This window comes from Pseudolactococcus insecticola (assembly GCF_011170065.1).
GTDB lineage: Bacteria > Bacillota > Bacilli > Lactobacillales > Streptococcaceae > Pseudolactococcus > Pseudolactococcus insecticola.
Genome location: NZ_BLLH01000001.1, coordinates 371,004 through 394,936 on the forward strand (window position 1 = coordinate 371,004; position 23,933 = coordinate 394,936).

At 42.6% G+C, this 23,933-nt stretch carries 24 protein-coding genes and 2 pseudogenes; 20 read left to right on the forward strand and 6 right to left on the reverse strand.

Features of this window, described 5'->3' with window-relative positions:
• Positions 1–43 precede the first annotated feature (43 nt).
• Positions 44–2,182, reverse strand: coding sequence for an LTA synthase family protein (locus Hs20B_RS01885; RefSeq protein WP_172355005.1), 2,139 nt, complete (start codon positions 2,180–2,182; stop codon positions 44–46).
• Positions 2,183–2,317: 135 nt separating this feature from the next.
• On the opposite strand from Hs20B_RS01885, the gene Hs20B_RS01890 reads away from it, so the two are divergent.
• Genes Hs20B_RS01890 through Hs20B_RS01900 form a run of 3 tightly spaced genes read left to right on the forward strand, consistent with a single transcriptional unit; the run spans position 2,318 to position 4,518 of the window.
• Entirely contained in the window at positions 2,318–3,457 is a 1,140-nt protein-coding gene (locus tag Hs20B_RS01890; RefSeq protein ID WP_172355007.1) for a class I SAM-dependent rRNA methyltransferase, read from the forward strand.
• Positions 3,454–4,107 (forward strand): type I 3-dehydroquinate dehydratase, encoded by a 654-nt coding sequence (locus Hs20B_RS01895; protein WP_172355008.1) that lies wholly within the window; start codon positions 3,454–3,456, stop codon positions 4,105–4,107. Before Hs20B_RS01890 ends, Hs20B_RS01895 begins: the two co-directional genes overlap by 4 nt.
• Positions 4,108–4,113: 6 nt before the next feature.
• Complete coding sequence (locus Hs20B_RS01900; protein WP_172355010.1) at positions 4,114–4,518, forward strand: hypothetical protein; 405 nt, start codon at positions 4,114–4,116, stop codon at positions 4,516–4,518.
• 23 nt (positions 4,519–4,541) lie between these two features.
• On the opposite strand, the gene coaA is transcribed toward Hs20B_RS01900, so the two are convergent.
• The gene (gene coaA, locus Hs20B_RS01905; protein ID WP_172355012.1) at positions 4,542–5,462 is read right to left on the reverse strand and encodes a type I pantothenate kinase; all 921 of its coding nucleotides are present in this window, start codon (positions 5,460–5,462) and stop codon (positions 4,542–4,544) included.
• A 70-nt stretch (positions 5,463–5,532) separates the two neighbouring features.
• Between coaA and Hs20B_RS01910 the strand changes: the two genes are divergently transcribed.
• The 8 genes and pseudogenes from Hs20B_RS01910 (at position 5,533) to Hs20B_RS01945 (ending at position 10,961) form a co-directional block, all read left to right on the forward strand.
• On the forward strand, positions 5,533–6,108 hold the full coding sequence (locus Hs20B_RS01910) for a GDSL-type esterase/lipase family protein (RefSeq protein WP_172355013.1): 576 nt from the start codon (positions 5,533–5,535) through the stop codon (positions 6,106–6,108).
• Positions 6,108–6,710 (forward strand): class I SAM-dependent methyltransferase, encoded by a 603-nt coding sequence (locus Hs20B_RS01915; protein WP_228407430.1) that lies wholly within the window; start codon positions 6,108–6,110, stop codon positions 6,708–6,710. The genes Hs20B_RS01910 and Hs20B_RS01915 overlap by 1 nt, the downstream gene beginning before the upstream one ends.
• Before the next feature lie 10 nt (positions 6,711–6,720).
• Positions 6,721–7,113 (forward strand): annotated as a pseudogene (locus tag Hs20B_RS01920) (restriction endonuclease); the annotation flags it as partial.
• A gap of 96 nt (positions 7,114–7,209) precedes the next feature.
• Positions 7,210–7,347 (forward strand): hypothetical protein, encoded by a 138-nt coding sequence (locus Hs20B_RS01925; RefSeq protein ID WP_172355016.1) that lies wholly within the window; start codon positions 7,210–7,212, stop codon positions 7,345–7,347.
• Between the two features lie 134 nt (positions 7,348–7,481).
• Positions 7,482–8,702, forward strand: coding sequence for an AAA family ATPase (locus Hs20B_RS01930; protein WP_172355018.1), 1,221 nt, complete (start codon positions 7,482–7,484; stop codon positions 8,700–8,702).
• Positions 8,699–9,268, forward strand: coding sequence for an RloB family protein (locus tag Hs20B_RS01935; protein WP_172355020.1), 570 nt, complete (start codon positions 8,699–8,701; stop codon positions 9,266–9,268). The genes Hs20B_RS01930 and Hs20B_RS01935 overlap by 4 nt, the downstream gene beginning before the upstream one ends.
• A 146-nt stretch (positions 9,269–9,414) precedes the next feature.
• Positions 9,415–10,329, forward strand: a complete 915-nt coding sequence (locus Hs20B_RS01940) for a metal ABC transporter solute-binding protein, Zn/Mn family (protein WP_172355192.1) — start codon at positions 9,415–9,417, stop codon at positions 10,327–10,329.
• Positions 10,330–10,346: 17 nt separating this feature from the next.
• Positions 10,347–10,961: a class I SAM-dependent methyltransferase gene (locus Hs20B_RS01945; protein ID WP_172355022.1), complete on the forward strand. Its 615-nt coding sequence runs from the start codon at positions 10,347–10,349 to the stop codon at positions 10,959–10,961.
• 27 nt (positions 10,962–10,988) lie between these two features.
• Here the strand turns inward: Hs20B_RS01945 and Hs20B_RS01950 are convergent, their stop codons facing one another.
• The gene (locus Hs20B_RS01950; RefSeq protein WP_172355024.1) at positions 10,989–11,999 is read right to left on the reverse strand and encodes a lactonase family protein; all 1,011 of its coding nucleotides are present in this window, start codon (positions 11,997–11,999) and stop codon (positions 10,989–10,991) included.
• A gap of 195 nt (positions 12,000–12,194) precedes the next feature.
• Here Hs20B_RS01950 and Hs20B_RS01955 point away from each other — a divergent pair, with 195 nt between their 5' ends.
• From Hs20B_RS01955 to Hs20B_RS01995, 9 genes and pseudogenes are all read left to right on the forward strand, one after another.
• On the forward strand, positions 12,195–13,358 hold the full coding sequence (locus tag Hs20B_RS01955; protein ID WP_172355026.1) for an AI-2E family transporter: 1,164 nt from the start codon (positions 12,195–12,197) through the stop codon (positions 13,356–13,358).
• A 131-nt stretch (positions 13,359–13,489) separates the two neighbouring features.
• On the forward strand, positions 13,490–14,479 hold the full coding sequence (gene dhaK / locus Hs20B_RS01960; protein WP_172355028.1) for a dihydroxyacetone kinase subunit DhaK: 990 nt from the start codon (positions 13,490–13,492) through the stop codon (positions 14,477–14,479).
• Positions 14,480–14,483: 4 nt separating this feature from the next.
• On the forward strand, positions 14,484–15,068 hold the full coding sequence (gene dhaL / locus Hs20B_RS01965) for a dihydroxyacetone kinase subunit DhaL (protein ID WP_172355030.1): 585 nt from the start codon (positions 14,484–14,486) through the stop codon (positions 15,066–15,068).
• On the forward strand, positions 15,065–15,433 hold the full coding sequence (dhaM, locus tag Hs20B_RS01970) for a dihydroxyacetone kinase phosphoryl donor subunit DhaM (RefSeq protein WP_172355032.1): 369 nt from the start codon (positions 15,065–15,067) through the stop codon (positions 15,431–15,433). Before dhaL ends, dhaM begins: the two co-directional genes overlap by 4 nt.
• On the forward strand, positions 15,430–15,771 hold the full coding sequence (locus tag Hs20B_RS01975; protein WP_172355034.1) for a helix-turn-helix domain-containing protein: 342 nt from the start codon (positions 15,430–15,432) through the stop codon (positions 15,769–15,771). The genes dhaM and Hs20B_RS01975 overlap by 4 nt, the downstream gene beginning before the upstream one ends.
• Positions 15,772–15,783: 12 nt before the next feature.
• A pseudogene (locus Hs20B_RS01980) lies at positions 15,784–16,896 on the forward strand (AcpB/EbpR/MafR family transcriptional regulator); the annotation flags it as partial.
• A gap of 109 nt (positions 16,897–17,005) precedes the next feature.
• Entirely contained in the window at positions 17,006–18,502 is a 1,497-nt protein-coding gene (gene glpK, locus Hs20B_RS01985) for a glycerol kinase GlpK (RefSeq protein WP_172355038.1), read from the forward strand.
• A 19-nt stretch (positions 18,503–18,521) separates the two neighbouring features.
• Positions 18,522–20,366 (forward strand): type 1 glycerol-3-phosphate oxidase, encoded by a 1,845-nt coding sequence (glpO, locus tag Hs20B_RS01990; protein ID WP_172355040.1) that lies wholly within the window; start codon positions 18,522–18,524, stop codon positions 20,364–20,366.
• A complete protein-coding gene (locus tag Hs20B_RS01995) occupies positions 20,363–21,079 on the forward strand; it encodes an MIP/aquaporin family protein (protein WP_172355042.1) in 717 nt (238 codons plus the stop codon). Before glpO ends, Hs20B_RS01995 begins: the two co-directional genes overlap by 4 nt.
• A gap of 30 nt (positions 21,080–21,109) precedes the next feature.
• Here the strand turns inward: Hs20B_RS01995 and Hs20B_RS02000 are convergent, their stop codons facing one another.
• The 3 genes from Hs20B_RS02000 to Hs20B_RS02010 form a co-directional block, all read right to left on the reverse strand.
• Positions 21,110–21,550 (reverse strand): DUF4395 domain-containing protein, encoded by a 441-nt coding sequence (locus Hs20B_RS02000; RefSeq protein WP_172355044.1) that lies wholly within the window; start codon positions 21,548–21,550, stop codon positions 21,110–21,112.
• A gap of 103 nt (positions 21,551–21,653) precedes the next feature.
• On the reverse strand, positions 21,654–23,246 hold the full coding sequence (locus tag Hs20B_RS02005) for a sensor histidine kinase (protein WP_228407434.1): 1,593 nt from the start codon (positions 23,244–23,246) through the stop codon (positions 21,654–21,656).
• A complete protein-coding gene (locus tag Hs20B_RS02010; protein WP_172355046.1) occupies positions 23,215–23,928 on the reverse strand; it encodes a response regulator transcription factor in 714 nt (237 codons plus the stop codon). Before Hs20B_RS02010 ends, Hs20B_RS02005 begins: the two co-directional genes overlap by 32 nt.
• Positions 23,929–23,933 lie beyond the last annotated feature (5 nt).

Genomic DNA, 23,933 nt, shown 5'->3' on the forward strand with positions numbered 1-23,933 from the left:
TAAAAAAATAGATCTCAATGATATAAGCTGAGATCTGTTTTTCTTATTTTTTACTAGAACTACTTGCTGTACTTGCGACACTATCAGGATGAAGTTCCTGGTAAGTTTCTGTTTTCCAGAGTCCTTTTGTGGTTTGATTGCCATTTTCAGAGAAGATAGAAGTTGATTTGTCGCCAAGTTTTTTCTCAATCGCCTCGGCTTTTTGCAAGCCTTTGGTGTAGTTATACTTGGTTGGATCCTCAGCTTTTAGACCGTCATCAGGCCAGAAACGCAGTAAATCGCCAGTTGTGATAGCATCTGAAATCTTGAGTTGCTTTTCAGTTTTTTTGTTATTGGCATCAATGACAGCCTTGGTTGCTGGATCAGGATTGGTGATTTCCTCACCCGTTGCTGTCTTGTAGATGCGACCGGCATAGCTTGTCAGATCTGGAGAAACCCAGTTATCTGTTGTCCGCATGGCGACAAGATTTTTATGCTGTGGACTGAGCATATCTTGACCAAGTTCGGGATACTTACTATTGTTAATGCCAAGCAAGTGCATGAGTGTTGGAAGATTGTCCACTTCGCCACCGTAAGTATGATCAACGTGCCCCTTATCAGTACCAGGCACGACAATCATATAGGGCACGCGTTGCAGCATAGCATTGTCATAGTTAGACCAAGTTTCCTTATCTTTGCCAAGCAACTCAGCAAGGTCGGGATTACGTGAGTTTGAGATACCATAGTGGTCACCATAAAGCACAATAACTGAGTTTTTATAAACGCCAGAGGCTTTGAGATAGTCAAAGAATTCTTTGACCGCAGTGTCAAGGTAGTTAGCCGTTGCAAAATAGCCGTTGATCGTGTCGTCTTTGGTATTAGCAAGCGGGAAACCGGCTTCGCCACCCTCAAACTGAACATAGGGATAGTGGTTAGAAACCGTGATAAACTTGGTGTAAAATGGCTGTTGCAGATGTTCTAAATAGTTGATAGAATCGCCAAACATGTACTTGTCATGCAAGCCATACTGGAAGGAGTTTGACTTATCAACGTCAAAGTAAGTTTGGTCGAAGAAGTAGTCGTAGCCTAGGCGTTTATAAGTTTCATTTCGATTCCAAAATGAGCCGACATTGCCATGAAAAACAGCAGACGTATAGCCGCCAACCTGCCCTAAAATATCTGGTGCAGCTTGGAAGGTGTTTTTACCGCCATTGCTAACGAAAAATGACCCTTGTGATAGCCCGAAAAATGAGTCTTCCATAAGTGTTTCCGCATCAGACGTCTTACCAGCCTTGACCTGGTGGAAGAAATTGTCAAAAGCAAAGGTCTCCTTTGAGCTGAAAAGGGAGTTTAGAAATGGTGTGACCTCGTGCTCAACGCCGTTTTTATCCTTGAGTTTGTAGTTGATCAAAAACTGCTGGAAGCTCTCAAGGTGGATGTAGATGACGTTTCTGCCTTTTGCAATGCCATAGGTATCAGGATTTGGCTGGGCATAGTTGTCAGCGATATATTTTTGCACCTCAGCGACATCAGTCGGTTTGGCTTCTTTACGCACCTGGTTGGTCTTGTAGGTGTTGATGCCATCATACACGGTAAATGGAATCAAGCCCAGATAGCGAACAACATAAGTATTTGAAAATCCGCGACTCAAGAGCTCAGGTCGGTCGATTTCAGCTAGGAAAAGGTTGACCGTAAATGCGAGGATAGATAACGATGTAATCGCAAAGCTGGCGCGTTTATTAAATGGTCGTTTATCAAAACGAATGACTTTTTTGAGCATCAAAATCGCAATCAAAACAAAGTCAATCACAAAGAAAATGTCACTCAGATTAAATAGATTTGCTGCAGACTGGCCAAGCCCAGCCGAAACCTTGCTTGAGGCAAGGAGGGTGTTAATAGTGATGAAGTCTGTAAACTCACCAAAATAAGTCGAGTTTGAAAAAAGCCAAACGGTCAAGGCGACATAAATTACGAGCGACAAAATATAGTAAATTTTGGTGTTTTTGACATAGAGCGCAATGCCAAGTAACAGCAACGTCCAGGACAACGGGTTTAGGATGGCAAGAAAGATCTGGAAGGAATTGTCAAAGTCCAGATCAAACTTGACGAAGTAAGCAAAAAGCGTTTTTGCCCAGTATAAAATGACTAGAAAAAGGGTGAATCCTAGCCGAGTAGACAGGGCATTTGAAATTTTTTTAAGCAAGTGAGTGATTTCCTTATTGTCTAGCTGATAACAGATGTTATCGTTTGATTTTCTCTAAAATAATTCATAAAATATCTTACTCCATTTTACGCTTTTTTGCCGTTTTTCGCAAATTTTCGTGTATAATTGATAGTAATGAATAAGATAACAATCAATCAACACGCGGCAGAAAAGATTCGCAAAGGCATTGCGGTGCTTGACAGGCGAGACTTTGCAGCACAAGACATTTCTGACGGCTTTGCGTCGCTTTATTTTGAGAAAAATTTTCTAACAGCAGCCTATTTTTCCCGTCAGAACAAGGGCGTGGGCTGGACATTTGAGACGCGTGATTTTCAGCAACTTTTTGCGCAAGCGCGCGCGCAGCGAAAGGCGTATTTTGACGACGCTTTAACAAACGCTTTTCGTGCTTTTAACCAAGACGGTGACGGTTTTGGTGGCGTGACGGTCGATATTTATGGAGATTTCGCCTTATTTTCTTGGTACAATCCCTTTATTTACAGCATCAAAGACGAGATAGTGGCGGCTTTTCGCATGATTTATCCTGAGATTCAGGGCGGTTATGAAAAAGTGCGATTTGAGAGTGGTATGGCAGTGTCCAGCCATTTGTTTGGTGAAGCGGCGCCTGAAAAATTTACCATTTTGGAAAATGGTGTCAGCTATCAAGTTTTCTTAAATGATGGGTTGATGACAGGTATCTTTCTGGACCAGCACGAAGTTCGCGGGAGCTTGATAAATACACTTGCGGCGGGAAAATCTATGCTCAACATGTTTTCGTATACAGCTGCTTTTTCGGTTGCTGCAGCCATGGGCGGTGCGACAAGTACAGTATCGGTCGATCTGGCAAAACGCTCACGGGAGCTCTCGGAGGCACATTTCAAGCTTAATCAGTTGTCGCTAAATCCACACAAGTTTCATGTCATGGATGTCTTTGAGTACTTCAAGTACGCCGCACGCAAAAATCTTAGGTTTGATCTGATCATCATCGATCCGCCGAGCTTTGCGCGCAATAAAAAAATGACGTTTTCAGTCGCACGTGATTACCATAAGTTGATTTCGGATGCGCTTGAGATTCTGAACCCAAACGGGCAGATTATTGCCTCGACCAACCATGCAGGCCTAAGTCGGACGGCGTTTTTAGCTGAAATAAAAAAAGGCTTCGGCGCACAGAAGTTTGAGATTGTCTCAGAGTTCAGACTGCCAGCAGACTTTGCGACAAATGCCGCTGACCCGCAGTCTGACTATCTCAAAGTCTTTGTCTTGGAGGTATTATCATGAAAATAGTAGTGCCAATCATGCCCAAAACCTTAGCAGAACTTGCAACAATTGACGAGCGAAAATTTACAGCCGTTGATATGATCGAATGGCGGGCTGATTTTATGACGTTTTCTGAGCTGGAACAGGCTGCGCGTGACGTGAAAATAAAGTTTTCAAAGCATGAGATCATCTTTACCTATCGGACTGAAGACAAGGTTGAAACACAGATTTCAGCTACAGATTATGCGGCTTTGATTGAGAGATTTGCGGCTGATTTTGACTACATAGACGTTGAAAAATTCACTTTCCCAGATGTTGTTTTACCTGAAAATGCGATTTTTTCCTATCATGATTTTGATCAGATTCCTGAGCGTCTGCCTGATATTTTGTCAGATATGATAGCTGAAAATCCTGCTGTGGTCAAGTTTGCTGGCATGCCACGTGATTTTGCAGACGTCTTGCGCCTGATGCAAGATACCCTTGCTGCATCAGAAAAAGCACCACATCAGACTTTTGTCACCATGGCCATGGGAAAAATCGGGCAAGTCACACGGCTGATGGGCGATGAATTTGGCAGCAGCTGGACTTTTGCCACAGTAGAAGCCGCGAGTGCACCTGGGCAGCTGAGTGTGGCAGACATTTTGACGCTGACAAAGATTTTGGAGAATTAAACTAATATGATCTATTTTACTTTTGACGAGGCGGCTTATCGGCCTGTTTTTCATGAAGGTACACCGTCTGATGCACATCTAAAAATCGGACTGTCACGGATATTAGCACGGAAAATCGGGCTTAGCTTTGAAGAATTGCCTGATATGCCAGACGCGGCGCCTGATGAGACGAAAATATTTGCAAGAACCTTTGAGACAGATGACATCCTAGCACAAATCGGCGTAGCAGGTACGGTTTACAAGAGTCAAATCCCGACTTTTGAATACGATGAAGCGCCCGTTGACTACGGCGTTGTGATCTTGCTGAATTTTAATTCTGACGAGATTGATGCCGCTATGTCTGACGTTGGTTGGTCGTTTTACAAGGCACCACATGAGATTACAAAAAATATGACTAAAAAAACTGTTTGAGCACGGCAATCCTCAAGCAGTTTTTAATATTTTTTCAGGTAAATCTTATCTATCTTATGCGTTCGATCCTTGTGCAAGATGACCTCAGCGCGACTACGTGTGGGTTCGATAAAGTCACGGAGATTGACCAGATTGACCTTTTTCCAGGTATCGCGCGCCATTTTTAAGACGTCGTCATAGTCGAGCACGGTAAACTGGTGATAGTAGTTGCTTTTGTCTTGTTTTGCGAGCTCCAAAAGCGTCTTGAAACGTTCCAAATACCAGCGCTCGATATTTGCCTCGCGGGCGTCCACATAGATGGAAAAATCAAAGAAATCGTTGATATATAGGCGTTTATTTAGCGTACTTTGGAAAACATTGATGCCTTCGACGATGAGGATATTTGGGGATTTGATCAGTTCTTTTTCTGGCAATATATCATAGGTTTCATGCGAGTAAACCGGGATTTCTACGTCTTTGCCTGATTTGATGGCAGATAAAAAGTTAATCAGACTTTCCATGTCATAGGACTCTGGAAAGCCTTTGCGCTCAAGCAGATTTTTCTCTTTCAAGACTTGATTTGGATATAAAAAGCCATCTGTTGTGACAAGTGCCACAGATGAAGTCTTTAGAGATTGTGACAAAAGCAGCTGGAGTAAGCGTGCTGTGGTTGATTTTCCGACGGCGACTGAGCCTGAGATGCCGATGATAAAAGGTTGCGTGTCTGCGATTTTCTGCAAAAATAGCCCCTTTGAAAAACTGAGATCGCTCATGGTTTTCATGTAGATGCGGATGAGCTGCACGAGCGGCAGATAGACGTCGTTTACGTCCTGAAGGCTGATTTCATCGTTGATTGACTTGATGTTATCAAGTTCTTTTTCGGTCAATGTCGGCAGTGTTTTTTTATAGAGATTTTGCCAGATACGGCGGGTAATTTTGTCATAGTTAATCAATTCGGTTTCCATAAAAATAATTTTACCATAAAAACGGTTTCATATGTTAAAATGGGAATAAGAAAAAATACGAGGTAAAATCATGAAAATTGCAATATTTGGCGACTCTATTTCGACGTCACCTGAGATGATCACACTAACAAAAGACTTTCTGACGCGCATGGGATTTGCGGGGGCTGTCGTTGAGACATTTGCTGTGGCAGGTGAGGACTCTTCTGACGGGCTCAAACGCCTAGATCAGGTGGTTGAGGCTAACGCTGACTATAACTATGTCTTTTTCGGGGCAAATGACGCAAGTGACCATCATAACGTGACACAAGAACAGTTTGCTGCCAATCTGACGACGTTTGTAACTGCGCTTGGCGCTGCGAAGACGTCTATCCTGACAACCTCTTACGTCAATGAAAAAGCCGTCGCAAGCCTGCATGAAACGCCAAGCCGCAACAACGCTAATGTCGCAGCCTATGTGGCGGTCGCAAAAGACGTCGCAAAAGCAACTGGCGCAAAAATCGTTGACCTCAACCACGCCATGACGGTCTATCCGGGCTCTGACGAGTTCGTGGGGCCTGACGGGTTGCACTTCACGCACGAAGGCTACGAGCTTGTTACCTCGCTCATCGCAGTCGACGTCAAATCACGGGAGCTCGCCAAAGTCTGATGTCTGATACTAAAAAACAAAAGATGTACTACGCTGAAAATCCAGATGCAGCGCACGATATTCACGAGCTTGACGTTGTTTTACTCGACAAGAACATGTCGTTTCTGACGGACGCCGGTGTTTTTTCAAAAAAAGCCATAGATTTCGGCAGTCAGGTCCTTTTGAGTGCGCTTGATTTCAAGTCTGGCACCAGTCTTTTAGACGTCGGCTGTGGTTACGGCCCGCTCGGGCTAAGTCTCGCAAAAGCGCAAGGCATCAATCCAACGCTTGTCGACATCAACTCACGCGCAGTCGAGTTGGCGCAAAAAAATGCGACTAAAAATCAAGTGACGGCAACCATCTTCCAGTCAAATCTCTACGAAAAAGTCACAGGAACTTTTGACAATATCATCTCAAATCCACCGATACGTGCAGGAAAACAAGTCGTGCATGGCGTGATTTCAGGCGCCTATGACCATCTTGAAACAGACGGTAGCCTCACCATCGTCATCCAGAAAAAACAAGGGGCCCCAAGCGCCAAGACAAAAATGACGGACGTTTTTGGCAACTGTGAGGTGGTTAAAAAAGATAAGGGTTATTTTATCTTGCGGTCGGTAAAATAGTAAACTTATAACGCTTCAAATCTTCACACCCAAAAATGTGGTCAAGATGATGGTGCAACAACTTGAAGATGAAAATAAGGGGATTTATGATGATCCTAACAAGACATTTGTTGATCTGTCTATGAAGTCTGGCTTATATATCACAGAAATTGTGAAACGCTTGTTTAATAGCGACGTGTTAAAAGCATCCTTTCCAGATGATGGTGCACGGATCAAGCATATCCTTGAAAATCAAGTCTATGGCTTTGCGCCTAGTCAAATCATCTTCAACATTGCGACAAGTTTTATCTTTGGCGGTTTAGATGATGCCATCAGCCGTGATCACTTTGTCTGTGCTGATACAACGCCTTACGCTAAAGATGGGACTTTACAAGAACTGATTGATGAAAAATTTGGCGAGTAAAAGTTATTGCTGGTGCTGTCCAAAATCTTTGACAAACTTGATTGCTAGAAAAATGGTATAATAAAACAATCGAGGAAAAAAGCAAAGGAAAACAACATGACAACGCAAACAACAAAAGAAAAGATGCTTGAAATCATCAAAAATAAACAAGGCGGTGGCCGCTCTAATCAGGTGACACCGACTAAAAATGACCGCAAGCATATGCGCAAGGGTCCGAAAATTTTTAATAAGTAAAGAGCATTTGCCACTTGATTTAGGTGGTAAGGCTTTTTTTATGGCTTTAATTTGCGCATGCTACTTGAAATAAAACAAAAAACTGTTATAATTAAATAAAACGTATTTTCGTTTTATTTAAGAAGGAGCTTGACATGTTAATTGATTTTCAAGTTACAAACTTCAGATCGTTCAAGTCTGAAAATTCTTTTTCGATGGAGAAAGGAAAATACCTGCGAAAATATAAAAATAATATTTTGAAGTTAGATAAAATCGAGTTGTTAAAGACAGCTTTGCTTTTTGGTGGGAATGCGAACGGGAAGACAAATCTTATCAACGCACTTGCTTTGTTACGGCTTTTGGTATTGAATCCTACCCTGAGCGAGGCGCAAAAATTACCAACGGATACGTTTGGCTACAACAAAAACAACACGAAGTTCAGCATCTCGTTTATCAAATCTTCAAAACAGTTTGATTATAGGCTTGAATATAACGAAGAAGGGATTATTTCTGAAATTTTTAAAGTGAATGGTGATGTTGTTCTTGAAAGAATCGAGCAACAATTTCTAGCGCTTCCAGACCAGCTTCAACCTTTGGAGAAAAATATCAGAAAAAATCAAAATTTACTTTTTTTTGCGCAATCAAATAATGTTGAGGAGGCAAAAGAGGCTTATTCTTGGTTTGAAGAAGACTTGATAGTTGTCAATACAGAGCAAATTCCAAATCGTTTGTTCAAGGAATTGTCCGACCTCAATTTTAAGAATAAATTTTTAAAATTTATTCGCGCTGCCGACTTCAATATCGTTGATGTAGAAATTAGAGAACGAAAAGAGGCTAAGTCTAGGTTTATAGTTGACATTGAGGATGATGTGACAGAACTAAAAGCAAATTCTGAGGCATTTTACACGACAGTCTATGATGTTTATAGCACTCACCAGTCACAGGACAGCCAGTTTCAGGTTCATTTTAATAATGAAAGCACCGGGACAAAAGTATTTATGTTTCTTGCGTTGTACATGCTTCAAAATGAAAATAAGGGGAAGGTTCTCTTGATTGATGAGTTCGATCGTTCTTTTCATATTGAATTGGCCGAAGCCTTGCTTGATGTATTTACGAACGAAAAACAAACAAACCAATTCATTCTGACAACACATGAACTTTCGCTGATGGACTATCATTTACGGCAAGACCAGATTTGGTTTGCTGAGAAAAATGAGTTTGGTGAGACAGAACTGTTCTCAATCTACGATTTTGACGATGATGCGCTCACACGTAGTGATTTCGGCTATAAGAAACGTTACCTTGAAGGTAGATTTGGTGCCTCGCAGATCATCAATAAAAGCGTTTTATTAGAGGCTGTAGAAGGGAACGAATGACACGAAATAAAAAAGGGAAAAAAGGGAAGCGAAAAATTTTTATCTTAGTTGAAGGCAAAACTGAACAGATGTATTTCGACTGTTTGCGCCAACAACTTCGGTTGTCAAACGTTAAAATCAAGACAACGGTGATGAAGAACAGTGGTCGAACATGGATTGAAAAGGCAAAACTACTAATTGAAAACGATCCGAGTTTTAGAAGAGATAAGGCAACTGAAGTGTTTGTTGTTTTTGATAAAGATGAATTCACATCCAACGAATTAAAGCAGATGTTTAAAAGAGCAGAGGAAGAAAATTTTGGAATAGGATTCTCAAATGCGACTTTTGAAATATGGCTACTAGCTCACTTTGAAGCAGTAACAGCGAAAGTTTTGTCGAAGGCTGCGATAACAAATAAATTGGAAGTGCATTTGAAAAACGACTATATCAAAGCTGACTCAGATCAACTTGACAAGATGATCAAAAATTTAGACTTAGCAGTTAAGAATGCAAGGTCGATTTCTGAAATCAATTTTGAAAGTCAATCCACTAATATCGGTGAGCTGATTTCGAATATTAGATCATGATTCAGATTTCTTTTCTGCTTTAAAAAATCTAATGCGCAATTAGTTTACTGGTTGACATTATTTTTTTTCGTGATATACTTAACTGGTAAAGTAATTGTAACCGTAATAATTCTAGGAGAAGGATTTTGATGTTTAAAAAGAAATTGATAACTGCAGTTTTTGCAGCATTACTCGTGCTAGTCGGCGTGTCAGTGCTTGCGGCCTGCACTGGTGGGAGTAAAAGTGCCAGGAAGTCTGACAAACTACAAATCGTGACGACTTTTTATCCCATGCAGGCATTTACCAAGGCGGTAGTCGGGGATGCGGCAGATGTGGTGGTGTTAGTCAAGCCTGGCGTTGAGCCGCACGATTTCGAGCCATCGGCTAAGGATGTTGCCACGATACAAGGGGCGGACGCCTTTGTTTACAACAGTCCAGCGCTTGAGACTTGGGTGGCAAAAACGACGGGAGATTTGAAAAATGTCCCTGTCATCGAGGCGGCAAAGGGCATCAAGCTCTTGACAGGGACTTCTGACGAAGGCGAGGGCGACAAGGTCAAGGATCCGCACGTCTGGCTCTCGCCTGAACTTGCGGCAAAAGAAGTTGCGACGATTCGTGACGCGCTTGTTGCAAAATTTCCAGATAAAAAGGCAGTTTTCACGGCCAATGCTGCAGCTTATCTAGCCAAGTTGAAATCACTTGATGCGGATTATCGGGCGGCATTTAGCGACGCAAAAGAAAAAAATTTTGTGACGCAGCATGCAGCATTTGCCTATTTGGCGCAGTCCTACGGCCTTCATCAAGTGTCAGTTTCAGGCATAGATCCAGAGGTCGAACCATCAGCAACACGGCTCAAGACGCTCAAGGCCTATGTGGCGAAAAATAAGATCAAGTACATCTATTTTGAGGAAAATGCGTCTGACAAGGTCGCAAAAACATTAGCAGATGAAGCGCATGTCAAAACACTTGCGCTCAATCCTCTGGAATCATTGACCAAGGCGCAGGAAGATGCGGGAGAAGACTATATTTCGGTCATGAAAACCAACTTGGTTAATCTGGAGAAGACGACGAATAACGGGTAGAAATGTTATAATAAACTATGTCAAAAAACTATGAAAAATTGTCCCAAGCGTATTATGATCAGCATGCTAAAAAGTTCGATCGGTCATTTGACGGCTTTCTAGCTGGCTTTTTTAAGCGATATATCGTGAAACATTTGACTATTAACAAGCCGCGTGCTCGGGTGTTAGATGTTGGTTCAGCGACGGGTCAATTGCTTGCAATGTTGTCAGAAAAACAGGAGATTTTTGGGATTGGCCTTGATATTTCGCCTGAGATGACGCGTTTTGCGAGTGGTCGTTATCCGCAGTTTGAGTTTCTGACGGGGTCTGCCATGCAGCTACCATTTGATGATCAAAGCCTTGATGTGATTGTCTGTTCGGCGTCTTTTCACCATTTTCCGAGTCCTGAGACATTTCTCAAAGAGGCCATGAGGACGCTGAAAACTGGCGGGAAGCTCGTCATTGCTGAGATTCGGATTCCGCTCGTGCGCGGGCTTTACAACCGCTATATTGAACGCTTTTCGAGCGAGGGTGATGTGAAGGTTTATGACTTTGATACGCTTTATAAGCTCCTGTCGGAGGCTGGTTTTGTCTTGATCAATGGCCAGAAACACCTGCAAATCCAGTATTTTGAAGCACATAAAAAATCCTGAGCGTTTCAGGATTTTTTTGATTATCTATTATTTGACAAAGACGCAGACTGCTTCTGGGACGATAAAGTCATGCTGGATCTCGCTCAAGAGGCCAGTGTTTTTGTCACGTGTAAAGGTCGTCACATTATCAGAATCTTGGTGGGCTGCAATCAGCAGACTTTCGTCAGAAGAGAAGTTGAAGTCGCGCGGGTTGAGGCCATTTGTCGGGGCAATCTGGATGAGCGCAAGGCGACCGTCAGCCGCAATCTCAAAGACGGCAATCGAGTCATGGCCTCGGTTTGAGCCGTAGAGGTAGTGACCGTCAGAAGACAGGCGAATGGCTGCTGTCCCGTTGAAGTCGGTGAAATCCTCAGGCAAAGTCGAGATGGTTTGAAACAGAGTGAAACGCCCAACACCATCATAAATCAGCACTTCAATCGTGCTGTTAAGCTCACATATCAAATAGGCAAATTTTTCAGTCGGATGAAAGACGATGTGACGCGGCCCAGCACCAGCAGTGGATTTGTAAGTTGCAATTTTTTTAAGCTTACCATCGTCGGTCAGATCATAGCTTGTGACCTCGTCAGTCCCTAGATCACAGGTGATCAGATATTTATCAGGCGTCAGATCTGAAAAGTGGACGTGTGGCGACGTTTGATTGGCATGGGGGCCGTGACCCGTGTGCGTGTCCTTGTCAGAAAAGGTTAAGCTGCCATCAAGTTCGCGTTTATAGACGATGACCTCACCCTTATGATAGTTAGCGCCATAGACCAGATTACGTGGCTCATCAACGGCCACATAGCAGAGTGGCGCGCCGTCTTCGACCACGTGATTGAGGAGTTTTCCTGTATTGTCAAATGCAGCAATACCACCTTGACCATTTTCAGCACCAACGCTATAAATGTGCCCATCGGCATCAATGGTCAAATAGGTCGGGCTAGATTCCTTAGCGACAAGCGCTAGATTGCTCAAAAGCCCCGTTTTCGTGTCCAAGTCCGCGCTGTAAATGCCCTCAGATGTTTTCTTTGTGTAAGTGCCAAAATAAAGTTTATCTGTCAAAGTATGTAACCCCTTTCAAAGTTATACTACCATTTTACCAAAAAAATGAGGAAATTGCAGTTGAAAACGTTGTCATATAGTAAATCAATCTACTATTTATGCCAAAATATAACTAAAAAATAGTGGAACCACACACGATATGTTATAATAAAGCAAGCTAATAAAAATTTGTTGCATTAGAAATAAGGGTTCAAAATGAATGAAAAAAATGGTTTTAAAACGACTTGGTTTTTCAAATGGTTGCTGGACAATAAAGTAGCGACTGCTTTTGCAGTAATTTTGCTCTTTTTGCTCAATCTCTTGCTTTTGACGAAGCTCAGTTTCATGTTTCAGCCGATTGCTGATTTTCTGGGCGTCATTATGCTACCGATTGTTCTAGCTGCGATTTTTTACTACCTGCTAAACCCAATTGTTGATTATTTTGAGGCGCACAAGGTCAACAGGATTATCACTATTACCGTGCTTTTTGCGATTATCCTTGCACTGATTATCTGGGGACTTGCCGTTGCCATTCCAAACATTGTCACACAGGCAGAAAAATTTGTCGCGAACTTCCCAGACTATGTTGAGCAAGGTGAGAAGCACATCACGAACATCTTGCAGGACGAGCGTTTCAAGCAGTTCAGACCGCAGGTTGAAAAAACGGTACAGAGCTTTTCTGACAACCTGATTGACATCTCAAAAAATCTCTCATCAAATCTGGTCAATGGTACAGGCAGTTTTCTATCAACTGCGACAAATGTTCTGATTTCAATCATGATTTTTCCATTTATCCTTTTTTATCTACTTCGCGATGGGAAAAATCTTAATAAATATGTGACAAATGCACTGCCAAATGCTTGGCGTAGCGATACATCGACCGTACTCACGCAGGTCAATTCGCAGTTGTCAAGCTATGTACGTGGACAGCTGATTGTTGCCTTTTGTGTGGCAGTCATGTTTTCCATCATGTTTTCGATTATCGGGCTTAAATACGCAATTGTAATCGGGATTGCGGCAGGATTTTTGAACTTGATTCCTTATTTGGGATCATTTCTTGCTATGATTCCAGCGGTTATTATCGCCTTGATTGCGGGCCCTGTCATGCTTGTCAAGGTTGCCATCGTCTTTGTCATCGAACAAACGATTGAAGGGCGTTTTATCAGCCCGCTCGTGCTTGGCAGTAAGCTCAACATTCACCCGATAACAATCTTGTTTGTCCTCTTGACTTCGGGTAGAATTTTCGGCATCTGGGGCGTGCTCCTAGGCATTCCAGTCTACGCCTCTGCCAAGGTCATCATCACGTATTTTTACAAATGGTACCGCAAAATCTCACGCCTTTATGAAGATGAAGAGCAGGAGTTAGAAAATAAAGATTGACGCATGAGAATGCGTTTTTTTGATGTCGTTAAAAAATGATAAAGCAAATTTTGGACAAATCATGAAAAAAAGATTAAAATAAAAATAGAAAGCGTTTTCATTGTAAAACAAAAATTGAAAGAGGTAATCACATGAAAAAAATAATCAATCAACCCGCAGACGTCGTTGATCAAATGCTATCAGGTTTGACACGTGCCTATCCTAGTTTCGTCAGAAGACTAGCAGATACAGACGTCCTCGTCAGAACGGTAAGCACATCGCAAGTTCAGCTGATTTCAGGTGGTGGCAGTGGTCATGAACCGAGTCACGCAGGTTTTGTAGGTGATGGCATGCTGTCAGCCGCAGTGTGCGGGCAAGTTTTTACAAGTCCGACGCCTGATCAGATTTATGAAGCAGCAAAAGCAGTTGATACTGGAGCAGGGGTCTTTTTCATCATCAAAAATTACTCTGGTGACGTAATGAATTTTGATATGGCAAAAGATATGGCTGAGCTAGATGGTATTGCTGTTGACTTTGTTATTGTCGATGATGATATCGCCGTTGAAAACTCGACTTATACGCAAGGCAAACGCGGTGTGGCAGGGACTGTGCTTGTGCACAAGATATTAGGTGATGCAGCAAGAAATGGTGCTAGTCTATCAGATATCAAGGCGCAGGCTGATAAGCTTATTCCACAAATCCACACGCTTGCTGTGGCGCTTTCAGGTGCGACTGTACCTGAGGTAGGAAAGCCTGGCTTTGTCCTTGCTGATGACGAGATAGAGTTTGGCGTGGGCATTCACGGCGAGCCTGGCTATCGTAGAGAAAAAATGGCACCGTCACAAGCACTCGCAAAAGAACTTGTGACTAAGTTATTGGCCTCTTATGATGGTGATAATACGAGCAGCTATGCGATTTTGGTCAATGGTATGGGTGCTACACCACTTATGGAACAATTTATTTTTATCAATGACGTGTTGGATTTGCTCTCAGCAGCTGGCATCACAGTTGCTTTTCAAAAAGTTGGCAATTTGATGACGTCGATTGACATGGCGGGGATTTCCTTGACCATGGTGCGCCTGTCAGATCCTGCTTGGCTTGATGCGCTAAATGCTGATGTGACAACGATTGCTTGGGGGTAGTAAAATGACAGAATTAACAGTAGAAAAAGCTATCACATGGCTGACTTTGTTTCATGATAAAATTCAGGCAAATAAAGCCTATTTGAGTGAACTTGATACGCCGATTGGCGACGGGGATCATGGGAATAATATGGCACGTGGCATGACGGCTGTTATGGCGAGTTTGGCAGATAAAACACCTGATACATTGCAGGATGTCTTTAAACAAACGGCTATGGCACTCATCAGTAAAGTTGGCGGTGCAAGCGGTCCTTTATATGGCACAGCCTTTTTGGAAATGGCAAAATCAGCCGCAACAACATCTGACTTATCAGTCTTACTGGCATCAGGTTTAGCAGGCATTGAAAAACGTGGAGGTGCCGTGCTGGGCGACAAGACTATGTTAGACGTATGGGTGCCAGTTTTGCCAGAAATTGCGGCAGGCAGTCTGACGGCGATCGAGATTGATGAGTTTGTCATGGCGACAGCACCCTTGGTTGCCAAAAAAGGACGGGCGTCTTATCTTGGTGAGCGCTCAAAAGATCATATTGACCCAGGTAGTCAGTCATCGGGCTATCTCTTTGAGAGTTTATTGGAGGCGATTGCATGAGCTATGGCATTGTACTTGTTACGCACGTTGAAGCCGTGTCTACAGGCCTTGAAAGGTTAATGCGTGAGGTCGCAAAAGACGTTGAGATAACAATGGGGGCAGGTCTTCCTGACGGTGGTATTGGGACAAATTTTGACCGGATTCAGGTAGCATTTGAGGAAAATAGTGCTGACGAATTACTAGTTTTTTATGACTTGGGATCTGCCAAGATGAATCTAGAAATGGTCATGTCTCTATCTGACAAAACGGTGCATTTGTATGACACTGCCTTTGTCGAATCAGCCTACACAGCAGCTGCATTGATACAAGCAGGCAGCAGTTTAGACGAGATAGAGCAGCAGCTAGCACCATTAAAAATCAAATGAATATCACCTCTTTACTCGATAAAAAAGCAGCTGTTCAGATTGAGATTATCCGGCAGTTGCTTTTTCAAAATGGTCAGATGTCTAGACAGGGACTAGCAAAACAAGTCAATCTGACAACAACGGCACTTAAAGTTTATCTTGCAGATATTGTTTACATCTGTCAGCCACTTGGTGAAAATTTTCAGCTATCTGACGAACAAGGGCAGATCATCTTAGATTTTTCGTCAGACATCAATCTGGACAAGATTTTACAAAGTTATTTGGAGAAGAGTCTGGCCTATCAAATTCTGATCTTTATTTTTGAGCACAAAAAATTTTCAATTTTTCAGTTAACGTAAGAACTTGCGACGAGCGAAGCTTCGGTTTTTAGAAAATTGCGTGAGCTCAATCAAGTACTTGAAGACTTTAATATTGCTATCAAAAATGGTCAGATGGTGGGCGATGAGCTACAGATTCGCTATTTTTACTATCAACTTTTGAGTTTTATGGATATTCGTTTTTCTATTAATGATCCTGAAGTTATCGGGTTGATTAAGTTATTGCAGCCTGAGTTTGCACGGACATTATCAAAGGCAGCGCAAAAACGTTTAGCCTGCTGGAATTATGTCACACGCCACAGACTCACTATTGCCAACCATCAAAATGATAGGTTAACTCAACACATAGAACGTCGTTTTAAGTCTGACCAACTGTATCTGTTTTTGAATCAAGTGGTACAGCCCTATTTTCAGCGTTTAACGCCTTCTGTTAGCAAATACGAAGGCGCCATGTTATATAGTTTTATGGTCAGTTTTTATATCTTGGGTGAGGAAAATTTTTCTAGCTATGACTTGACGCGCCGCAAGAAAATTGGCACGGCTATGCTAGACACTTTCACTCGTGAGATGATTTTGAACGATTACGGTTATCAGCGCTTAAGCATAGAAGATGAGCGTGGTCTGACTTATCATTTGGCACAAATTCATGCGCAGGCGCTTTATTTTCGGGGGAATCTGACGATTTTTGATCAAGAACGATTGACGTACTATTATCAGGCACAACTCACGACGGCCCCGTCTGATTTATTGGCACGGCTGATGACTCAGACTTTTACACGTGAGCCTGAACTTGCGGCAAATACTAGTGCTAAGGCTTTTATCTGGCAAAACTATGCTAATCTCATCATCGCTACCGAATTTTCTCTGCACCATACCGTATTTGTAGGGATTGAGCTGTCAAATCTGACAAGCCTTTCAGATTCGCTCTACCATTTTTTAGTTGCACAACTTTCAGGCATTGCGCAGGTGACGATTGAAAAATATAGGCAGCACCAATATTACGACCTCGTTTTGACAACGGTAGAAAAACCAATCGCAGTTGAAAAAAATAGGTATTACTTATCAGAGTTTATCAGTGATTATGATATCAAAAAAATCAAGATAAGACTTTCTGCCATCAAACGTGAGAAGCAAGGAAATAAATAACTGTCAAAAATATGATAAAAATAGCCGATTTTTGATAGGCTATTTTTTCATGGCTGTGATATGATTAGAGAGTAGAAAGAAAACGCTTACAAAATAAGGAGGAGAAATTGTGGCAGAAGAAAAATTTATCATGGCAATTGATCAAGGAACGACAAGTTCACGTGCCATTATTTTCAATAAACAAGGTCTGAAAATCGGAAGTTCTCAAAAGGAATTTACCCAGTATTTTCCACAGGAAGGCTGGGTGGAACACGATGCAAATGAAATTTGGAACTCAGTTCAATCCGTGATTGCGGGATCTTTTATCGAGTCAGGAATCAAACCGTCACAAATTGCCGGCATCGGCATCACAAATCAGCGTGAAACCACCATTGTTTGGGAAAAAGAAACTGGAAATCCAATCTATCACGCAGTGGTCTGGCAATCTCGCCAATCATCAAGCATCGCCGATAAGCTAAACGACGAGGGGCGAAGTGAGTGGTTCCATCGAAAAACAGGACTTGTCATCGACGCTTACTTTTCAGCGACTAAGATTCGCTGGATTTTAGACCATGTTGATGGCGCACAAGAACGTGCTGAACGTGGTGAGCTACTATTTGGGACGATAGACACTTGGCTTGTTTGGAAGCTGACAGATGGGCTTGCGCATGTCACGGATCTCTCAAATGCTAGCAGGACGATGCTGTTTAATCTCAAAACCCTGGATTGGGATGATGAGATTTTAGACTTGCTCAAAATCCCACGTAGCATGCTGCCAAAACTTGTTTCTAACTCAGAAATTTACGGTACGACGCAGGGCTTTCATTTTTACGGTAGTGAAGTGCCGATTGCTGGTATGGCGGGAGATCAACAGGCTGCGCTTTTCGGACAGATGGCCTTTGAGCCTGGTATGGTCAAAAATACCTATGGCACTGGTTCATTTATCGTCATGAATACGGGACATGAGCCCAAATTTTCTGAACACAATCTTTTGACAACAGTTGCATATAGTATCAGTGGCGAGGTGAATTATGCGCTTGAAGGCAGCATTTTTGTTGCTGGGTCTGCGATTCAGTGGATTCGTGATGGTTTGCAGTTGATTGATCAGGCAAGTGAGTCGGAAGCTGCAGCACGGGCGTCAGAAAACGAGGATGAAGTGTATCTTGTGCCAGCTTTTGTTGGTTTGGGTGCGCCATATTGGGATCAGGATGCGCGTGGTGCCATGTTTGGCTTGACACGTGGGACGACTAAAAATGACGTAATCAAAGCAACGCTTCAGTCAATTGCATACCAAGTACGCGATATTATTGATACCATGCAGCTTGACACAGGGATTGCTATTCCTGTCCTTAAGGTAGATGGTGGTGCAACGGCAAATGAATTTCTCATGCAGTTTCAGTCTGATTTGCTCAATATCCCCATTCAACGCTCTAAAAACGCGGAAACAACGGCACTTGGTGCTGCTTTCTTAGCTGGACTTGCTGTTGGTTTTTGGCAAGATACAGATGAAATTCGTGAATTTTACGAAGCAGGTAAGATGTTTGAAGCTAAAATGGCGTCAGAACGTCGTGAAAAACTTTATCAAGGCTGGCAAAAAGCGGTCAATGCGACCCGACTTTTCAAATAATTAAAATGGAGGCAAGATTATGAATGACTTTTCAAAAAAAACACGTCAAGCATCGCTTGATAAAATGACATCAGAATCGCTTGATTTATTGATCATCGGGGGAGGTATCACGGGTGCTGGTGTCGCACTACAAGCAGCTGCTGCCGGAATTAAAACGGGCTTGCTTGAGATGCAGGATTTCGCAGAAGGCACATCATCGCGCTCAACAAAGTTAGTCCACGGTGGCATTCGCTATCTCAAAACATTTGATGTTGAGGTAGTATCAGATACCGTCAAAGAACGTGCAATCGTCCAACAAATCGCACCACATATTCCAAAGCCAGATCCCATGTTACTACCCATCTATGACGATGAAGGTCCTACGACATTTGACATGTTTTCGGTCAAGGTTGCCATGGACCTCTATGATAGCCTAGCTGGCGTAACAGGCACCAAGTACGCCAACTATCTGCTTGATGCCAAAGAAGTGCTTGCGCGTGAGCCCTACATCAAAAAAACAGGTTTACTTGGCGCTGGCGTCTATCTGGATTTTAGAAATAACGATGCTCGCTTAGTGATTGAAAATATCAAAAAATCTGCTGAAGATGGGGCACTATTAGCTAGCAAGGTCAAAGTCACAGGCTTTCTTTATGACGATGACAATCACATCAAAGGTGTTAAGGCGCGTGATTTATTGACAGGAAAAACGCTTGAAATTAACTCAAAACTTGTCATCAATACAAGCGGACCCTGGGTTGACAAAATTCGTAATCTGAATTTCACACGCGCTGTGGTACCACAAATGCGCCCGACAAAAGGTGTACACTTGGTCGTTGATGCAAAAAAATTACCAGTGCCTCAGCCAACTTACTTTGACACGCAAAAACACGATGGTCGGATGGTTTTCGCTATTCCGCGTGAAGACAAAACCTATTTTGGGACAACAGATACTGACTATCAGGGTGATTTTACTGAACCACATGTGACGCAAGCAGATGTTGATTATCTGTTAGATGTCATCAATAAACGCTACCCTGATGCCAATCTGACGATTGATGATATTGAAAGCTCATGGGCAGGCTTGCGGCCACTTCTTATGGGGAACTCAGGTTCTGATTATAACGGTGGGGACAATGGCAGCATTTCCGATAGCAGTTTTGAGCAAGTGCTAAATGTTGTCACAGCCTATCATGATGAAAAAGCAAGTCGCTTAGAAGTAGAAGAAGTACTCAATCATTTGGAAAATGCGCGTGGTGAAAAGGAATTATCACCGTCCCAAGTTTCAAGAGGTAGCTCACTCGAACGCGAAGCCGATCACCTGATCACGTTGTCAGGCGGTAAAATCACAGACTATCGTAAAATGGCAGAAGGTGCACTTGACTTGATCAGACAAATCTTGTCTGAGGACTATCAACTGGATTTTAAGGCTGTAAATTCTAAAGAATATCCTGTTTCAGGTGGTGAGTTTGATCCGTCAAAAGTCTCTGAAACAGTCGCAGAAAATGCAGCCTTGGGTATTGCAGCAGGTCTGTCAGAAGAAGAAGCGGCTTATATCGCTGATTTTTATGGCATGAACTCACGACTTATATTTGAATTAGTGAAAAATAAACCTGCTTATCCAGATTTGACAGCTGGAGAATCTGCCATGCTTTACTATGCCATGTCAGCTGAAATGGCACTGACGCCGAGTGACTATCTGATGCGTCGGACCAATCATATCCTTTTCCAACGTGATCGCTTAGACGCCATCAAACATCCTGTTGTGATGGCAATGGCGGACTACTATGGCTGGACGACAGATGAAACGGCTGCGCAGTTAGTTACGCTCAATCAAATTATCGACGAATCTGACCTCAAAACTTTGAAAGCAGAGGTGTATGCATGACTTCAGACATGACACAAATTTTCAGTGAGTTTATCGGGATGACAATTCTCGTTTTACTAGGTGACGGCGTGTGTGCAGCTGTCAATCTGACAAAAAGTAAGGCACAAAATTCTGGCTGGATCGTCATTGCATTTGGCTGGGCGCTTGCTGTGACTATTGCGGTTTATATCGCAGGATTTATGGGACCAGCACATCTCAATCCTGCAGTCACACTTGCCATGGTGGTAAACGGTAGCTTAAAAGCGAGTTTACTCGTCCCATTTATCATTGCACAGATGCTTGGCGCAATTTTAGGGGCCGTTCTTGTCTGGTTGGCTTACTTGCCACATTGGGATGTGACTGAGGACAAGGATTTGATTTTGGGTACATTTGCAACAGCGCCAGCCATTCGTAACTATCCTGCCAACTTTATCAGTGAAACGATTGGTACATTTGTTCTCGTACTTGGTCTACTTGCCTTTGGTGCGAATAAATTTGCGGCTGGAACTAACGTGTTTGCAGTCGGTGGATTGATTTTAGCCATTGGACTGTCACTTGGTGGTTCAACAGGTTATGCTATCAATCCTGCCAGAGATTTAGGGCCACGGATTGCGCATTTTATCTTGCCAATGAAAAATAAAGGGGATTCCGACTGGGCTTATAGCTGGGTACCTGTTGTTGCACCACTTGTTGGCGGATTACTGGCAGTCGCACTATTTTCAATCATGAACTAAATTTGCAGAAATAAAAAAATCGTGATGATCTCACGATTTTTTAAGTGTTTGACGATATTTCCATTGGTTAAACTGAAAGCGAATCCAGCAGCCGACGCAAAAGCCTGATAATGCAACGCTTGCAGCAGTAAAGACGATGACAGCAAAGACAATCGCTAGAATGCCATGACCTGTCAGCCAAGCAACCAAGCTAAGTGTTAGAAAGCTAGTCGCGATAACTTGGTTAAATCGCAAGTCAGCCTTATCTTCCTGCAGATATTCTGATGGCTTTTTCTTCAAAAAGCGTTTGGCAAATAAAATCACGAAATTCTTTTGTAAAATAATGCCTGATAAACCTGCGAGAATCGGCAGAAGCAGTAGCCAGTAAAAGTTAGTCAGTACGCTGATCACGATTGTAGCAACAATCACAGACTGATTTGTCGTGACAAGTGGCTTTGGAATTGAGTTAGTTGTTGTTGTTTTTGATGTCATAAGAAAACCTCCGTTGACTTTATTATAAAGGCAAATCAGAGGTTTTTTGATATTAAAATGTTATCACGGGGGTAAATTTAATTTATGGCTGATTTAGCGCCTTTTAAAGCGTGACGGTAAAGGTTGTGCCCTTACCGAGAATGCTTACGACATCAATCTTTCCGCCCAGTTCTTTGAGATTTTTCTTGACAATGGCAAGCCCAAGACCAGTACCGTCAGAATCACGGGTTTTGTCAGAGCGATAAAAGCGTTCAAAAATCCGAGTTTTTTCGACTTCTGACAACCCTGGGCCATTATCAGTCACTGAAAATGTTGCATGATCATCTAGCATCATCAGAGACACGAAAATCTTGCCCTGTTCAGGCGTGTAATTCACCGCATTTTCAACTAAATTTTTCAAAACGGCATATAAATGTTTATCGTTTGACTTGATGATAAGGTTTTCTGCTAGATCAGTCGTCAGAACTTGTGATTTTTTAGCGATTGTCAAGTCAAAATTGCTCAGGACATCTTGCGTGAGCTGCGTGAGATTTAACTCAGTTTTCTTGATTTTTCCAGTCTGACGGGTCATCTCAAGGGTGTCTGTGACAAGGCTTGACAGGCGTTTTGTCTCACTCACGATATGATCAGCAAAGTCTTGTGATTTTTCGGCAGGTAGATCTTGGTCAGTTGCCAAAATATCAGCAAAACCAGCAATTGCCGCAAGCGGTGTTTTGAGGTCATGCGAGATATTTGCGATGAAGTCATTGTGCGCACGCATGGTCGCCTTATAAGCCGTTACATCAATCATCGTGACCATGATGCGATCCTCAAGCGTATGCAACGGCTGAACATCAATCGTATAGTAGGCATTGATCAGCTCAAAATAAAAAGTCTGTTCTTGCCGCGTCGGTTTCAGCATTTTGTTGACCAAAAACTGGAGCACGTCGCTATAAGGACTGAAAATATCCAGATTTTTCGTGTCAGAAAATTCATTTTTAAAACTGGCATTGCTCCTGCGAATCGCACCTTTAATGTCATAGATAAATATCGGAAATTCAAAAAATTCAATAAATTCATAGAGATTTTTCTTAGCAGGCGTCTGACTTTCAGCCTGATGCTGAATGGTTTCACCTAGATGATTCAGCTCAGTTGTGATTTGATTGTCATTTTCAGAGATGAGATAGCTCTGCGTCAGCGGACTTCTGCGAATATTTTTGATTTTGGCAATGGTATCAAGTTCAAAACGATGCCTGTCACGGTCACGCGTGTAGAGTTGGAAAGCCCAGATGATATAGACAGCGAGGGCAAAGATGACCATGACAACATTTTCAAAAAGAGAAGAAGAACGCTCGCCTGTCACCTGGATGAAGTTTGTTAGAACGGCTTTATGATAGCTTGGGATGGTAATGGTCAGCGTTTTTGACGTCATCGTGCGCGTCAGATTGGCACCTTTTTTGATATTTTTGACAGCAGTACTTGTGTCATTTTTTGGCAATATTTTGATGGAATCATCAAACTGCGTGGCCGTATTTTTTTGAAAGCTGTCCGAAATCGCATAGGCACGGCTGGTCAGATTGTTGGTATCGATTGTGGTCGTATGGCTGTTTAGCAAAATCACAACGACGAGTGTTGCCAAAAAATAAAGACCAGTAAAAATCACGACGTTGCGAAATTTTGATTTTTTAGTCAGTAGTCGTTTTAGTTTCGTCTTCAATGAATTGATACCCGAATCCCCGTTTTGTTTTGATAAATTGATTGTGCAGTTTCTTGCGCAAGTTACTAATCGTCACGTCAACAACACGCGTTTCATAATCCTGCGTTTCGCCCCAAAATTCCGTCAGAATCGCTTCACGGCTGACGATTTTATGGCGATTTTCTGCTAGAAATACAAGCAGATTAAATTCTCGTTTGGAAAGTGACAACGCGTCTCCGTCAAGCCTTGCGGACTTATGATTGAGGTCAATCTTGAGATGCTCAAACTCAAGCGTATTTGCGGCTGAAGCAGCAGATGTTCTGTCAGATTTTTGGTAAACCTGACTACGACGAATCAGCGCATTTGCCCGCGCCACAACCTCACGCTGAGGCGTCGTCTTGTCCAGATAATCATCAACGCCAGAGTTGATGCCTGTGATTTTTAGATCCGCATCATCACGCGCCGTCAGAATGATAATGGGCGTATAATCCCCAGCCTCGCGCAGCTTTTCAGTCACGGCAAGCCCTGACAAACCAGGCATCATCATATCAAGTAAAATCAAGTCAAACCGCTGCTTTTTCGCAATTTCAAGTGCATCGCTACCATTATCAGCTAAAGTCAGTTCAAAGCCATTTGACTCAAAAGTATAGGACAAAAGTGATAAAATCGCACGATCGTCATCAGCAACCAAAATTTTTTTCATAGTTA

Bases quoted from the DNA above. Each gene is read 5' to 3' on its own strand.
- Hs20B_RS01890 (WP_172355007.1), top strand. From the start codon at position 2,318: ATGAATAAGATAACAATCAATCAACACGCGGCAGAAAAGATTCGCAAA.
- Hs20B_RS01895 (WP_172355008.1), top strand. From the start codon at position 3,454: ATGAAAATAGTAGTGCCAATCATGCCCAAAACCTTAGCAGAACTTGCA.
- Hs20B_RS01900 (WP_172355010.1), top strand. From the start codon at position 4,114: ATGATCTATTTTACTTTTGACGAGGCGGCTTATCGGCCTGTTTTTCAT.
- coaA (WP_172355012.1), bottom strand. From the start codon at position 5,462: ATGGAAACCGAATTGATTAACTATGACAAAATTACCCGCCGTATCTGG.
- Hs20B_RS01910 (WP_172355013.1), top strand. From the start codon at position 5,533: ATGAAAATTGCAATATTTGGCGACTCTATTTCGACGTCACCTGAGATG.
- Hs20B_RS01915 (WP_228407430.1), top strand. From the start codon at position 6,108: ATGTCTGATACTAAAAAACAAAAGATGTACTACGCTGAAAATCCAGAT.
- Hs20B_RS01925 (WP_172355016.1), top strand. From the start codon at position 7,210: ATGACAACGCAAACAACAAAAGAAAAGATGCTTGAAATCATCAAAAAT.
- Hs20B_RS01930 (WP_172355018.1), top strand. From the start codon at position 7,482: ATGTTAATTGATTTTCAAGTTACAAACTTCAGATCGTTCAAGTCTGAA.
- Hs20B_RS01935 (WP_172355020.1), top strand. From the start codon at position 8,699: ATGACACGAAATAAAAAAGGGAAAAAAGGGAAGCGAAAAATTTTTATC.
- Hs20B_RS01945 (WP_172355022.1), top strand. From the start codon at position 10,347: ATGTCAAAAAACTATGAAAAATTGTCCCAAGCGTATTATGATCAGCAT.
- Hs20B_RS01955 (WP_172355026.1), top strand. From the start codon at position 12,195: ATGAATGAAAAAAATGGTTTTAAAACGACTTGGTTTTTCAAATGGTTG.
- dhaK (WP_172355028.1), top strand. From the start codon at position 13,490: ATGAAAAAAATAATCAATCAACCCGCAGACGTCGTTGATCAAATGCTA.
- dhaL (WP_172355030.1), top strand. From the start codon at position 14,484: ATGACAGAATTAACAGTAGAAAAAGCTATCACATGGCTGACTTTGTTT.
- dhaM (WP_172355032.1), top strand. From the start codon at position 15,065: ATGAGCTATGGCATTGTACTTGTTACGCACGTTGAAGCCGTGTCTACA.
- Hs20B_RS01975 (WP_172355034.1), top strand. From the start codon at position 15,430: ATGAATATCACCTCTTTACTCGATAAAAAAGCAGCTGTTCAGATTGAG.
- glpO (WP_172355040.1), top strand. From the start codon at position 18,522: ATGAATGACTTTTCAAAAAAAACACGTCAAGCATCGCTTGATAAAATG.
- Hs20B_RS01995 (WP_172355042.1), top strand. From the start codon at position 20,363: ATGACTTCAGACATGACACAAATTTTCAGTGAGTTTATCGGGATGACA.
- Hs20B_RS02000 (WP_172355044.1), bottom strand. From the start codon at position 21,550: ATGACATCAAAAACAACAACAACTAACTCAATTCCAAAGCCACTTGTC.
- Hs20B_RS02010 (WP_172355046.1), bottom strand. From the start codon at position 23,928: ATGAAAAAAATTTTGGTTGCTGATGACGATCGTGCGATTTTATCACTT.